The organism is Mycobacterium sp. MAC_080597_8934, assembly GCF_000523975.1.
Classification (GTDB): domain Bacteria; phylum Actinomycetota; class Actinomycetes; order Mycobacteriales; family Mycobacteriaceae; genus Mycobacterium; species Mycobacterium avium.
The window spans coordinates 214833-228276 of sequence record NZ_JAOS01000015.1 but is presented as its reverse complement, the minus strand read 5'-3'; the positions used below and the strand labels follow the sequence as shown (position 1 = coordinate 228276).

The following is a 13444-nucleotide window of genomic DNA, read 5'->3' as shown; positions in this document are numbered from 1 at the left end:
GTACCGAGGAGTGCTCACCCGATGCCCACAGCGCGCCTGCCCAAACTGCCCCTGGACGAAGCCAAGGCCGCCGCCGACGAAGCAGCCGTGCCCAACTACATGGCCGAGCTCAGCATCTTCCAGGTGCTGCTCAACCATCCGCCGCTGGCCCGTGCCATCAACGACCTGCTCGCCACCATGCTCTGGCACGGCGCGCTGGATTCCCGGTTGCGCGAATTGATCATCATGCGCATCGGCTGGCTCACCGGCTGCGACTACGAGTGGACGCAGCACTGGCGGGTCGCGTCCCGGCTCGGCGTGCCCGGCGACGATCTGCTCGGGGTGCGAGATTGGCGGAACTACCCGGGGTTTGGGCCCACCGAGCGGGCCGTGCTGGCCGCCACCGACGACGTGGTGCGCCACGGCTCGGTCAGCGCCGCCAGCTGGGCGCAGTGCGAGCACGAATTCAAGCGGGACACAACGGTTCTCGTCGAGCTGGTCACGGTCATCGGCGCGTGGCGGATGGTCGCCTCGATCCTGCAGAGCCTCGAGGTGCCGTTGGAGGACGGGGTGGCGAGCTGGCCTCCGGACGGCCGGGAGCCCGCGAGCTGACGCCGAATCACCCACGGCCGTAACCGATTGACTTCTCTGTCGAGAGCTCTTAGCGTCGGGCAATGAGAACCAGGGTCGCCGAGTTGCTCGGGGTGGAATTCCCGATCTGCGCGTTCAGCCACTGCCGCGACGTGGTGGCCGCGGTGACCAATGCGGGTGGATTCGGCATCCTGGGCGCCACCGCGCACAGCCCGCAACGGCTGGACAACGAACTGAACTGGATCGAGCAGCAGACCGGCGGCAAGCCCTACGGCGTCGACCTGTTGCTGCCACCCAAATACGTCGGCGCCGAGCAGGGCGGCATCGACGCCGGCCAGGCCCGCACCCTGCTGCCCGACGAGCACCGCGCGTTCGTCGACGACCTGCTGGCCCGCTACGGGGTGACCGCGCCCGCCGCGGACATCCGTGCCGGCGGCCTGAACATCTCGCCCAAGACCTACCAGCCGCTGCTCGACGTGGCCTTCGCCCACGACATCCGGCTCATCGCCTCCGCGCTCGGCCCGCCCCCGCCCGACCTCGTCGAACGCGCGCACGACCGCGATGTGCTGGTGGCCGCGCTGGCCGGCACCACCGCGCACGCCCAACGGCACGCCGCCGCCGGGGTGGACCTGATCGTCGCGCAGGGCACCGAGGCGGGCGGGCACACCGGTGAGGTGGCGACCATGGTCCTGGTGCCCGAAGTGGTCGACGCCGTCGCGCCGGTGCCGGTGCTGGCCGCGGGCGGCATCGCCCGCGGCCGCCAGATCGCGGCGGCCCTGGCGCTGGGCGCCGAGGGCGTGTGGTGCGGGTCGGTGTGGCTGACCACCGAGGAGGCCGAGACGGTGCCGGTGGTCAAGGAGAAGTTCCTGGCCGCCACCTCCTCCGACACCGTGCGGTCGCGCTCGATGACGGGCAAGCCGGCCCGGATGCTGCGCACCGCGTGGACCGACGAGTGGGACCGCCCGGAAAACCCCGACCCGCTGGGCATGCCGCTGCAGACCGCGCTGATCACCGAGCCGCAGCTGCGGATCAACGCCGCCGCCACCCAGCCGGGCGCCAAGGCCCGCGAGCTGGCCACCTACTTCGTCGGGCAGGTGGTGGGCTCGCTGGACCGGATCCGCCCCGCCCGCGCGGTGGTGCTGGACATGGTCGAGGAGTTCATCGACACCGTCGGACGGCTCGACGGCCTGATCGAAAACTGATCGGCCATCGCCATACGGCCAGGTCAGTGCCGGTAGCTGACCGAATGCTGTAGGCGCCCCCACGGAACGCGTAAAGAATCGCGGACACGCTGGCGGGGGATTTGACCGTGTCGGAGCGCTCGTGCATTATCGGTCGGGTAAGCACCTCGTTAGGTGAGGCGTCTACACGAATACAGGCCACTGACCCCGAACGTCGAAAGACGCCCCGGGTCAGGACAGCTCCTCCCGGCTTAAGGGTTGAGCCCAGGTGGCTTCCGGCTCGGATTGTCGTTCGGGCCAGGACACGTCGTGTGGTGTCAAAGCTCTGACGAGAGGGGTGCGGATCGCCGACGATCGTCGGGTTCTGCTCCTCATGCTGCGCGTAGATCGCATGCGACCCCCGCATGCGCCGGGACCGCGAGGAGGTGAGGGACACATGAGTTCCAGTGACAGTCCGGACCGAAGTCCGAACCGTGTTTCGTCCCGACCCGGTCTCCGGCGCGACCCGCTCGGCTGAGCCGTCGCCAACGCGAAAACCCTTGCCGGCCAAGCGTTCTCCGAAGATCGGAACCAACCCCGGGACGGGACACGTCAGTCCCCGTAGTCCCCGTTGGTATTTCTCCGCCAGGAGGCGATCATGACCGCAGCTTTCTACGACGAAGTGGCCACCGTGGCGCCCGCCCCGACCCTGCGGGTGGTGCGCGACACCGACACCATCGCGGCCCCCGCGCCCAAGACCCGCCGGGGCAGCGGCGCGCCGTTCGGTGCCGGCGGCGACCCGCTGGTCGACGGCGCCGCCCGCCTGTTGAGCATCCCGCTGCGCCACGTGTACGCGGCGCTGTGGCGGGTGGGTGTGCTGGAAGTCCAGGCCTGAAAATGGACAGCGAACCTACACCGCTCCAAGGGGCTTCCCGGCCGCAGGCGACCCCTGAGACCAGGTAGCCCCTTGGAGCGGACCCGCGGTTGCGGGGTTTCGTAGAATCGTCGTACTGGCGTCGATCCGGCCATCACCGGGGAGCCTTCGGAAGAACGGCCGGCCCGGCGGGGCGGCTCAGTAGAACCGAACGGGTAGGCCCGTCACAGCCGCACTCGAGTGGCCACGCGAAAGCGCGGCAAGCGGGGTGGTACCGCGGCGCTCGCGCAGCCAGCGCGTCGTCGTCCCCGGTTTGCACCGTGGCACAGGAGACAACGCGCATCGTGACCGACAATCTCGGGTTCCAGGCTGACCGCGAGGCTCAGCCGGCGGATTCCGTCCAGACCTACCCGAAGCCGGCCGGCGGCGCGCCCGACTTCCCGGCGCTCGAGCTCGAGGTGCTCGACTACTGGGCCCGCGACGACACCTTCCGGGCCAGCATCGCCCGCCGCGACGGCGCCGAGGAATACGTGTTCTACGACGGGCCGCCGTTCGCCAACGGGCTGCCGCACTACGGCCACCTGCTCACCGGCTACGTCAAGGACATCGTCCCGCGCTACCGCACCATGCGCGGCAACAAGGTGGAGCGCCGCTTCGGCTGGGACACCCATGGGCTGCCGGCCGAACTGGAAGTGGAACGCCAGCTGGGCATCACCGACAAATCGCAGATCGACGACATGGGCATCGCCGCGTTCAACGACGCCTGCCGCGAATCGGTGTTGCGCTACACCGACGAGTGGCGGGCCTATGTGACCCGCCAGGCCCGCTGGGTCGATTTCGACAACGACTACAAGACGCTCGACCTGCCCTACATGGAGTCGGTGATCTGGGCGTTCAAGCAGCTCTGGGACAAGGGCCTGGCCTACGAGGGCTACCGGGTGCTGCCGTACTGCTGGCGCGACGAAACCCCGCTGTCCAACCACGAATTGCGGATGGACGACGACGTGTACCAGAGCCGGCAGGACCCGGCGCTGACGGTCGGGTTCAAGGTGGTGGGCGGCGAGCTGGACGGCGCGCACCTGTTGATCTGGACGACGACGCCGTGGACGCTGCCGTCCAACCTGGCCGTCGCCGTCCACCCGGAGGTGACCTATGTGCAGGTGCGCTCCGGCGACCGTCGTTTCGTGCTGGCCCAGCCGCGGCTGGCCGCCTACGCCCGCGAGCTGGGCCCCGAGCCCGAGATCCTGGGCAGCTACCGGGGCGCCGAGCTGCTGGGCACCCGGTACCTGCCGCCGTTCCCGTATTTCATGGACAGCCCCAACGCATTTCGGGTGCTGGCCGGCGAGTTCGTCACCACCGAGGACGGCACCGGGATCGTGCACCTGGCACCGGCCTACGGCGAGGACGACATGGCCGTCGCCGACGCCGCGGGCATCGCCCCGGTCACGCCGGTCGACTCCAACGGACGCTTCGACGCCGCCGTCCCGGATTACCAGGGCCTCAACGTCTTCGACGCCAACCCGCAGATCATCCGGGACCTGAAGAACGGCAGCGGCGCCGCCGCGGCCAACGCGCCGGTGCTGCTGCGCCACGAAACCTACGAGCACCCTTACCCGCACTGCTGGCGTTGCCGCAACCCGCTGATCTATCGGGCGGTGTCGTCCTGGTTCGTGGCGGTCACCCGATTCCGGGACCGCATGGTCGAACTCAACCAGCAGATCACCTGGTATCCCGAACACGTCAAGGACGGCCAGTTCGGCAAGTGGCTGGCCGGCGCCCGCGACTGGTCGATCTCACGAAACCGCTACTGGGGCACCCCGATTCCGGTGTGGAAGTCCGACGACCCGGCCTACCCGCGGATCGACGTGTACGGCAGCCTCGACGAACTCGAGCGCGACTTCGGGGTGCGGCCGGACAACCTGCACCGGCCCTACATCGACGAGCTGACCCGGCCCAACCCCGACGACCCGAGCGGTCGCAGCACCATGCGCCGCATCCCCGACGTGCTCGACGTCTGGTTCGACTCGGGGTCCATGCCGTACGCGCAGGTCCACTACCCGTTCGAGAACCGGGACTGGTTCGAGACGCATTACCCCGGCGACTTCATCGTCGAATATATCGGGCAGACCCGCGGCTGGTTCTACACCCTGCACGTGCTGGCCACCGCGCTGTTCGACCGGCCGGCGTTCAAAACCTGTGTGGCCCATGGCATCGTGCTGGGCTCCGACGGACAGAAGATGAGCAAGTCGCTGCGCAACTACCCCGACGTGTCGGAGGTGTTCGACCGCGACGGCTCCGATGCCATGCGCTGGTTCTTGATGGCCTCGCCGATCCTGCGCGGGGGCAATCTCATCGTCACCGAACAGGGCATCCGCGACGGCGTGCGCCAGGTGCTGCTGCCGTTCTGGAACGCCTACAGCTTCCTGGCCCTCTACGCGCCGAAAGTCGGTACCTGGCGCACGGATTCGACCCAGGTGCTGGACCGCTACATCCTGGCCAAGCTCGCCGAACTGCGCGACGACCTGACCCGGGAGATGGACGCCTGCGACATTTCGCGGGCCTGCGAGCAGCTGCGCCAGTTCACCGAGGCGCTGACGAATTGGTATGTGCGACGGTCGCGTTCGCGGTTCTGGAGCGAGGACGCCGACGCCATCGACACGCTGCACACCGTGCTGGAGGTGACCGCGCGGCTGGCCGCGCCGCTGCTGCCCTCGGTCACCGAGTTGGTCTGGCGCGGCCTGACCGGCGGACGCTCGGTGCATCTGACCGACTGGCCGCGCAGCGGCGAGCTGCCCGCCGACCCCGGCCTGGTCGCGGCGATGGACCAGGTTCGCGAGGTGTGCTCGGCCGCCTCCTCGCTGCGCAAGGCAAAGAAGCTGCGGGTGCGCCTACCGCTGCCGAAACTGACTGTGGCGGTGGAGAATCCGCAACACCTGGCGCCGTTCGTCGACCTGATCGCCGACGAGCTCAACGTCAAGAGCGTCGAGTTGACCGACGCGATCGACACCTACGGCACCTTCGAGCTGACCGTCAACGCCCGGGTGGCCGGGCCGCGGCTGGGCAAGGACGTGCAGGCGGCGATCAAGGCGGTCAAGGCGGGGGAGGGCGTCGTCAACGCAGACGGCACCCTGACCGCAGGCCCGGCGGTACTGCTGCCCGAGGAGTACAGCTCACGGCTGGTGGCCGCCGACCCGGAATTCACCGCGGCCCTGCCGAATGGGGCCGGCCTGGTGGTCCTCGACGGCACCGTCACCCCGGAGCTAGAGGCCGAGGGGTGGGCGAAGGACCGGATCCGCGAGTTGCAGGAGCTGCGCAAGTCGACCGGGCTGGACGTCTCCGACCGGATCAGCGTCGTGATGTCGGTGCCCGCCGAGCGGGCCGAGTGGGCGCACACCCACCGCGACCTGATCGCCGGTGAAATCCTGGCCACCCGTTTCGAATTCGGGGAGCCGGCCGACCCCGTCGCGATCGGCGACGGCGTGCGGGTGAGCATTTCCAAAGTCTGAGCCGCGAAAGTGCAACTGGCGACGCATTTACCGAGTAACGGTGTCGGTAGATGCACTCTCGTCGGTTGTCGGAGCTGTGTGGCAGCCTCCGCCCATGGGCGAGGGGCAGCTGTTTGTGGGCACCGAGGCGCTGAGCGCAGGCACGCTGACGGAGCGCGACCTGCGGCGCTCGTGCACGCGGATCTATCGCAACGTCTACCAGCGCGGTGCCGACTTCACCGCCAGCGACCGGGCGATAGCTGCCTGGCTGTGGTCAGGCAGGCGGGCGGTGGTCGCCGGCAACTCGGCGGCCGCGTTGCTGGGCGCGCAATGGGTCGATCCGCGCGCACCCGCCGAACTGATCACTGATCGCAAGCGGCCGCCGCCATTGATCGTCGCCCGCAATGAGACGTTGCTGCCTGACGAGATCACCGAAGTCCGCGGTGTGCCGGTGACGACGCCTGCGCGCACCGCGTACGACCTGGGACGGCGACCCGGCTTGGTGGCCGCGGTCATAGCGATTGATTCGTTGGCGAGGGCGACGGGGCTGACGACCGAGTGTGTCGAACCGCTCATGCGGGCCCACCGCGGCGCCAGAGGCGTGCGTCAGTTGCGACGGGTGCTGCCTCTTATCGATGCAGGGGCCGAGTCGCCGCAAGAGACCCGGACGAGGCTGGCGATCGTCGGCGCCGGATTGCCCAAACCCAGCACCCAGATCACGGTGCACAACGACTGGGGTTTCGTGCTGGCTCGCATCGATCTGGGGTGGGAGCAGTGGCGGGTGGGCGTCGAATACGACGGCGCCCAACACTGGACCGATCCGCGCATCCGCGCCAAGGACATTGACCGGGTCGCAGAATTGGAGCGCCGGGGTTGGCGGATCATCCGGGTGAGCGCGGACCTGTTGCGTAATCGGCCGGACGTCTTAGTGGGCAGGATCCGGGGGGCGCTGCGCGCGGCGGGCTGCCCGCTGTGAGCCGCGAAAGTGCAACCAGCGACGTGTTTCCCGAGAGGCAGCGTCGGTAGATGCACTCTCGCGGTCAGCCCGGGCCGCAGCAGGCCCGGGCAATAGCATCGATCGGGTGGAGTCCCGATGGGTGCTGCACCTGGACATGGACGCGTTCTTCGCGTCCGTCGAGCAGCTCACCCGCCCGACGCTGCGCGGGCGTCCGGTGCTGGTGGGTGGTTTGGGTGGCCGCGGCGTGGTGGCCGGCGCCAGCTACGAGGCGCGCGTGTTCGGCGCCCGCTCGGCCATGCCCATGCATCAGGCCAAGAGGCTGGTCGGCGTCTCCGCGGTGGTGTTGCCGCCGCGCGGCGTGGTCTATGGCGTGGCCAGCAGGAGGGTCTTCGACACCATCCGCGCCGTGGTGCCCGTCGTCGAGCAACTGTCCTTCGACGAGGGGTTCGGCGAGCCGGCCCAACTCGCCGGCGCGCCGGCCGAGGACGTCGAGGCGTTCTGCGAACAGTTGCGCCGACGGGTTCGTGAGCAGACCGGGCTGATCGCCTCGGTGGGCGCCGGCTCGGGCAAGCAGATCGCCAAGATCGCCTCCGGCCTGGCCAAACCGGACGGGGTCCGGGTGGTGCGCCGCGCCGAGGAACGCGAGCTGCTCGGCGGGTTGCCGGTGCGCCGGCTGTGGGGGATCGGGCCGGTCGCCGAGGAGAAGCTGCATCGGCTGGGCATCGAGACCATCGGCGAGCTGGCCGCGCTGACCGACGCCGAGGCCGCCAACATCCTGGGCGCCACCATCGGCCCCGCGCTGCACCGGCTGGCCCGCGGCATCGACGACCGGCCCGTCGCCGAACGCGCCGAAGCCAAACAGATCAGCTCCGAGTCGACCTTCGCCGCCGACCTGACCACCCTCGAGCAGCTGCGCGAGGCGATCGAACCGATCGCCGAGCACGCCCATCACCGCCTGCTGCGCGACGGCCGGGGCGCGCGCACCGTCACGGTCAAGCTGAAGAAGTCCGACATGAGCACGCTGACCCGCTCCGCGACCCTGCCCTACGCGACCACCGAGGCCGCCGCGCTGGTCGGCGTGGCCCGGCGGCTGCTGCTCGACCCGCGCGAGATCGGGCCGATCCGCCTGCTCGGGGTGGGGTTTTCCGGGCTGAGCGAGGTGCGTCAGGAGTCGCTGTTCCCGGACCTGGAAATGTCTGCGCCGCAATCGGATTCGCAGTCGGTCGAGACCGCGGCCGAGGCAATGTTCGGGCCCGGACACGACGCGGGTTGGCGGGTGGGCGACGACGTCGCCCACCCCGACCTGGGGCACGGCTGGGTGCAGGGCGCCGGGCACGGCGTGGTCACCGCCCGGTTCGAGACCCGCACCTCCGGCCCGGGCCCGGCCCGCACCTTCCCCGCCGACAGCGCCGAGCTGGTGCGCGCCAACCCGGTCGATTCGCTGGACTGGCCGGACTACGTCGAGGGCCTGCAGGAGTCGTCAGCCCCACCGGCCGAGGACGTCGGCGGCCGGTAGCCCGGCGGCCAGCGCGGCGATCAGCAGCACCCGGGCCTGCGGCGGCCGCAGCGTGGGCACCGGCACCGCCCCCGCGGCGGCCATCTCGTGCCCGGGCCCGTAGCTCGCGCCGACCCGCCCGCCGGGCACCCGGGTGGACACCGCGATCACCACCCCGGTGCCGCAGTGCCGGCGCACCGCGTCGACCACCGCCGGCCCGGCGTTACCCGAACCCAGCGCCTCGAGCACCACGGCCCGGGCCCCGGCGGCCACGCAGGCGTCCAGGGCCACCGCGTCGCTGCCCAGATACGCCGCGACGATGTCCACCCGCGGGGCCGCGGCGGCACCCAGGTCACCGAGGTAGGGCCGGGTTTTCGGGCCGGTCAGCGCGACATCGCCGGCGACCGTGCCCACCAGCCGGCCGGCGAAGCCGCTCAAGTCCTCGGTGGCCACCTTGGACAGGCCCAGCGGCTGCAGCACCCGGCCGGCGAAACACAGCAGCACGCCCAGCCCGCGGGCGGCCGGATGCGCGGCCACCGCCAGGGCGTCGCGCACGTTGCCCGGACCGTCCGCGTCCGGCGCGTCGGCGCTGCGCATCGCGCCGGTCAACACCACCGGCGCCGGCCCGTCGTAGGTCAGATCGAGCCACAGCGCGGTCTCCTCCATGGTGTCGGTGCCGTGCAGGATCACCACGCCGTCGGCGCCGCCGTCCAGCGCCGCCGTCACCGCGCCGCGCATCCGATCCCAGTCGGCCAGGGTCAGCTCCGAGCTGTCCACCGCCAGCAGGTCGACCACCTCGACGTCGTGATCGGCGCGGAACGGGGCCGTCAGATCCGCCCCCCTGTAGCAGGGCCGGTGCACCCCGTCGGCGCCGGTGCCGGTCGATATGGTGCCCCCGGTGGCGATCACGGTGAGGCGGGCCATGGGGGAATCATCGCGCATCGCCGCCGCCCGCACGTCTCCGGTCTACGGACGCGGTAGGGGATGATATGAGCGTGCCTGAAGAACCAACGGGATCGACCGCGCCGCAGGACCGGCCGCCGCGACGGCTGCGTCTGCTGCTGTCGGTCGCCGCGACAGTCCTGGCCCTGGACATCGTCACCAAGGTGCTGGCCGTCAAGCTGTTGCCGCCCGGCCAGCCGGTGCCGATCATCGGCGACACGGTGACCTGGACCCTGGTTCGCAACTCCGGGGCCGCCTTCTCGATGGCGACCGGCTACACCTGGGTGCTGACCCTGATCGCGACCGGCGTGGTGGTCGGCATCTTCTGGATGGGACGACGGCTGGTGTCGCCCTGGTGGGCGGTGGGCCTGGGCATGATCCTGGGCGGCGCGATGGGCAACCTGGTCGACCGCTTCTTCCGGGCCCCCGGGCCGCTGCGCGGCCACGTGGTGGACTTCCTGTCGGTCGGCTGGTGGCCGGTGTTCAACGTCGCCGACCCCTCGGTGGTCGGCGGGGCCATCCTGCTGGTCGTCCTGTCGATCTTCGGCTACGACTTCGACACCGTCGGTCGACGGAAAAAGGCCGACCAGAGCCGTGACTGAGCGCTCGATGCCGGTCCCGGAGGGACTGGCGGGCATGCGCGTCGACGCCGGGCTGGCCCGCCTGCTGGGACTGTCCCGCAGCGCGGCGGCGGCCCTGGCCGAGGACGGCGGTGTCGAACTGGACGGGGTGCCGGCCGGCAAATCCGATCGGCTGACCGGCGGGGCGTGGCTGCACGTGCGCCTGCCCGAGGCGCCGGCGCCGCCGCAGAACACCCCGGTCGACATCGAGGGCATGACCATCCTGTACTCCGACGACGACATCGTCGCCGTCGACAAGCCCGCCGCGGTGGCCGCGCACGCGTCGGTGGGCTGGACCGGACCCACGGTGCTCGGCGGCCTGGCCGCCGCCGGTTACCGGATCACCACCTCGGGGGTGCCCGAACGGCAGGGCATCGTGCACCGCCTCGACGTCGGCACCTCCGGGGTGATGGTGGTGGCGCTGTCCGAGCGCGCCTACACCCTGCTCAAGCGGGCGTTCAAACAACGCACCGTCGACAAGCGCTATCACGCGCTGGTGCAAGGACATCCGGACCCGTCCAGCGGCACCATCGACGCCCCGATCGGGCGGCACCGCGGCGGCGAGTGGAAGTTCGCGGTCACCAAGGACGGCCGGCACAGCCTCACCCACTACGACACCGTCGAGGCCTTCGTCGCCGCCAGCCTGCTCGACGTGCACCTGGAAACCGGCCGCACCCACCAGATCCGGGTGCACTTCTCCGCGCTGCATCACCCGTGCTGCGGCGACCTGGTCTACGGCGCCGACCCCAAGCTCGCGAAAAAGCTTGGGCTGCAACGCCAATGGCTGCACGCGCGGTCGCTGTCGTTCGCGCACCCGGCCGACGGCCGGCGGATGGAGATCGTCAGCCCCTACCCGCCGGATCTGCAGCACGCGCTCGACGTGCTGCGCGACGAAGGCTGATCACTCCGGCTTGCGGGCCTCGACGAGCACCCGAGTCGGGTGCGCGACGAACGGGCCTTGCGACTCGATGCGCTCGTGCAGTTCGGCCAGCCGGTCGCGGTAGCGCGCCACGGAGAAGTCCGGCACCGTCCAGATCACCTTGCGCAGGAAGTACACGACGGCGCCGATGTCGAAGAATTCGGCCCGCAACCGCTCCATGCGCACCTCGACCACCCGCAGGCCCGCCGCCGCCACCTGCGCGCGCAGCGCGTCGGGGTGGAACTCGGCCCACTTCTGCGGTTGCGGCCCGATGAAGTACTCGACCAGCTCGCCCATGGTGGCGGGCCCGATGTGCTGGGCGAAGTAACTGCCGCCGGGCCGCAGCACCCGCGCGATCTCGGACCACCACACCGAGACCGGGTGCCGGCTGGTCACCAGGTCGAAGGCGTGGTCGGCGAACGGCAGCGGCGGCTCGTCGCGCACCGCCACCACCACCGCGCCGAGCGGATGCAGCCGTGCGGTCGCCAGCGCGGCGTTGGGCGGCCAGGTCTCGATGGCCGCCATGGTGGGCGGGAAGGGGCCCGCCCCGGCCAGCACCTCGCCGCCGCCGGTGTGAATGTCCAGCGCCGCCGACACCGTCGACAACCGGTCGCGCAGCAGGCGCTGGTAGCCCCACGACGGGCGTTCCTCGGTGGCACGGCCGTCCAGCCAGGAGAAATCCCAGCCGTCGACCGGGGCGGCCTCGGCTTCGGCGAGCAGATCCTCGAACGTGCGCCGCATGCCAGGCATGCTAGGCGCAACGCTCAGACCGTCGCCTTCGCCTCGCCGGTCGCGATCTCCGGCGCCAGCGGCGCGATCGCCCCCAGGATCTCGCTCACCGTCTCCGACGGCACGCCGGCGGCGGTCAGCGCGTCGGCCAAATGCCCTGCCACCAAACCGAAGTGGTGCATGGTGATGCCGCGGCCCTGGTGCACCTGCTTCATCGGCGCCCCGGTGTAGGGGTGCGGCCCGCCCAGCGCGGCAGCGAAGAACTCCACCTGTTTGCCCTTGAGCCGGTTCATGTTGGTGCCGGTGAAAAATCCGGACAGTTGCTCGTCGGCGAGCACCCGAACGTAGAAGTCCTCGACCACCACCTCGAGCGCCTCGTGCCCGCCGATCCGGTCGTAGATGCTGGCCGGCTCGGCCTTGCGGAAGCGCGCCAGAATTTTCATGACCACGATTGGAACATCGCGGCGTTGCCCGTCAGTTAGGGCGCGGTCACACCCGGATTGCTCTGTGTAACAAGCGGATTGCCCATATCTGGCGGTCGGCCTAAGGGAACGGTGAGAGACCGCGTCGGGGCGCATGACCGCAATCCGCATCGACGCGGGGCGCTTTTGTCCTAGGTTGGCGTCATGACGCACGTCACATCAGTTGCGCGAGGGCGGGGGAGCCGAAGCCAATGAACCTTGGTGACCTGACGAACCTGGTGGAAAAGCCCCTCGCGGCGGTCTCCAACATCATCAACACCCCGAACTCGGCCGGGCGATACCGGCCGTTCTATCTGCGGAACCTGCTGGACGCGGTGCAGGGCCGCACCCTCGAGGAGGCCGTTGACGCCAAGACCGTCCTGATCACCGGCGCCTCCTCGGGCATCGGTGAGGCCGCCGCCAAGAAGATCGCCGAGGCGGGCGGTGTCGTGGCGCTGGTGGCCCGCACCCGGGAGAACCTGGAGAAGGTCGCCTCCGAAATCCGGGAGAACGGTGGCAGCGCCCACGTGTACCCGTGCGACCTGTCCGACATGGACGCCATCGCCGCGATGGCCGATCGGGTGCTCGACGACCTGGGCGGCGTCGACATCCTGATCAACAACGCGGGCCGCTCGATCCGGCGCTCGCTGGAGCTGTCCTACGACCGCATCCACGACTACCAGCGCACCATGCAGTTGAACTACCTGGGCGCGGTGCAGCTCATCCTCAAGTTCATCCCCGGCATGCGCGAGCGCGGCTTCGGCCAGATCATCAACGTGTCGTCGGTCGGGGTGCAGACCCGCGCGCCGCGGTTCGGGGCGTACATCGCCAGCAAGGCTGCGCTGGACAGCCTGTGCGACGCGCTGCAGGCCGAAGTCGTCAACGACAACGTCAAATTCACCACCGTGCACATGGCGCTGGTGCGCACCCCGATGATCAGCCCGACCACGTTGTACGACAAGTTCCCGGCGCTGACGCCCGAGCAGGCGGCCGGGGTGATCGCCGACGCGATCGTGCACCGGCCGCGGCGGGCCAGCTCGCCGTTCGGGCAGTTCGCCGCCGTCGCCGACGCGGTCAACCCGGCCGTGATGGACCGGGTGCGCAACCGGGCGTTCGCCATGTTCGGCGACTCCAGCGCCGCCAAGGGCGATGAATCCGCAGCCGACGCAACCGAATTCGACGCGCGCAGCGAAACGTTCGTGCGGGCGACCCGAGGGATACATTGGTGAGA

At 70.2% G+C, this 13444-nt stretch carries 12 protein-coding genes and 1 riboswitch; of the genes, 9 read left to right on the top strand and 3 right to left on the bottom strand.

All coding sequences use genetic code 11. The features are described from left to right. Positions 1-21: 21 nt before the first annotated feature. The 6 genes from NF20_RS08600 (at position 22) to NF20_RS08575 (ending at position 8563) form a co-directional block, all read left to right on the top strand. Positions 22-591, top strand: a complete 570-nt coding sequence (locus tag NF20_RS08600; protein WP_011725349.1) for a carboxymuconolactone decarboxylase family protein — start codon at positions 22-24, stop codon at positions 589-591. 62 nt (positions 592-653) lie between these two features. Beyond that, the gene (locus NF20_RS08595) at positions 654-1772 is read left to right on the top strand and encodes an NAD(P)H-dependent flavin oxidoreductase (protein ID WP_011725348.1); all 1119 of its coding nucleotides are present in this window, start codon (positions 654-656) and stop codon (positions 1770-1772) included. Positions 1773-1910: 138 nt separating this feature from the next. Beyond that, positions 1911-2095, top strand: a riboswitch (M-box (ykoK) riboswitch). A 293-nt stretch (positions 2096-2388) separates the two neighbouring features. Further along, positions 2389-2625, top strand: coding sequence for an Rv1535 family protein (locus NF20_RS08590; RefSeq protein ID WP_009977455.1), 237 nt, complete (start codon positions 2389-2391; stop codon positions 2623-2625). Between the two features lie 323 nt (positions 2626-2948). After that, the gene (gene ileS / locus NF20_RS08585) at positions 2949-6110 is read left to right on the top strand and encodes an isoleucine--tRNA ligase (RefSeq protein ID WP_050485458.1); all 3162 of its coding nucleotides are present in this window, start codon (positions 2949-2951) and stop codon (positions 6108-6110) included. Between the two features lie 94 nt (positions 6111-6204). Further along, positions 6205-7065 carry a DUF559 domain-containing protein gene (locus NF20_RS08580; RefSeq protein ID WP_019732750.1) on the top strand — a complete coding sequence of 287 codons (861 nt, stop codon included), beginning with the start codon at positions 6205-6207 and terminating at the stop codon, positions 7063-7065. A gap of 121 nt (positions 7066-7186) precedes the next feature. Then, positions 7187-8563: a DNA polymerase IV gene (locus tag NF20_RS08575; protein ID WP_019732749.1), complete on the top strand. Its 1377-nt coding sequence runs from the start codon at positions 7187-7189 to the stop codon at positions 8561-8563. Here the strand turns inward: NF20_RS08575 and NF20_RS08570 are convergent. Further along, the gene (locus NF20_RS08570) at positions 8528-9484 is read right to left on the bottom strand and encodes an asparaginase (RefSeq protein WP_031348054.1); all 957 of its coding nucleotides are present in this window, start codon (positions 9482-9484) and stop codon (positions 8528-8530) included. The genes NF20_RS08575 and NF20_RS08570 overlap by 36 nt on opposite strands. Before the next feature lie 53 nt (positions 9485-9537). On the opposite strand from NF20_RS08570, the gene lspA reads away from it, so the two are divergent. Continuing rightward, on the top strand, positions 9538-10086 hold the full coding sequence (gene lspA / locus NF20_RS08565; RefSeq protein WP_011725343.1) for a signal peptidase II: 549 nt from the start codon (positions 9538-9540) through the stop codon (positions 10084-10086). Further along, positions 10079-11005 carry an RluA family pseudouridine synthase gene (locus NF20_RS08560; RefSeq protein WP_003877698.1) on the top strand — a complete coding sequence of 309 codons (927 nt, stop codon included), beginning with the start codon at positions 10079-10081 and terminating at the stop codon, positions 11003-11005. Before lspA ends, NF20_RS08560 begins: the two co-directional genes overlap by 8 nt. Here NF20_RS08560 and NF20_RS08555 read toward each other — a convergent pair whose 3' ends face one another. Next, positions 11006-11764, bottom strand: coding sequence for a methyltransferase domain-containing protein (locus tag NF20_RS08555; RefSeq protein ID WP_033711479.1), 759 nt, complete (start codon positions 11762-11764; stop codon positions 11006-11008). It lies immediately after the preceding gene. A 23-nt stretch (positions 11765-11787) separates the two neighbouring features. Continuing rightward, positions 11788-12195 carry a group I truncated hemoglobin gene (locus tag NF20_RS08550; protein ID WP_009977448.1) on the bottom strand — a complete coding sequence of 136 codons (408 nt, stop codon included), beginning with the start codon at positions 12193-12195 and terminating at the stop codon, positions 11788-11790. Between the two features lie 230 nt (positions 12196-12425). Here NF20_RS08550 and NF20_RS08545 point away from each other — a divergent pair, with 230 nt between their 5' ends. Next, complete coding sequence (locus NF20_RS08545) at positions 12426-13442, top strand: SDR family NAD(P)-dependent oxidoreductase (protein WP_011725339.1); 1017 nt, start codon at positions 12426-12428, stop codon at positions 13440-13442. The last annotated feature ends 2 nt before the right edge of the window (positions 13443-13444 follow it).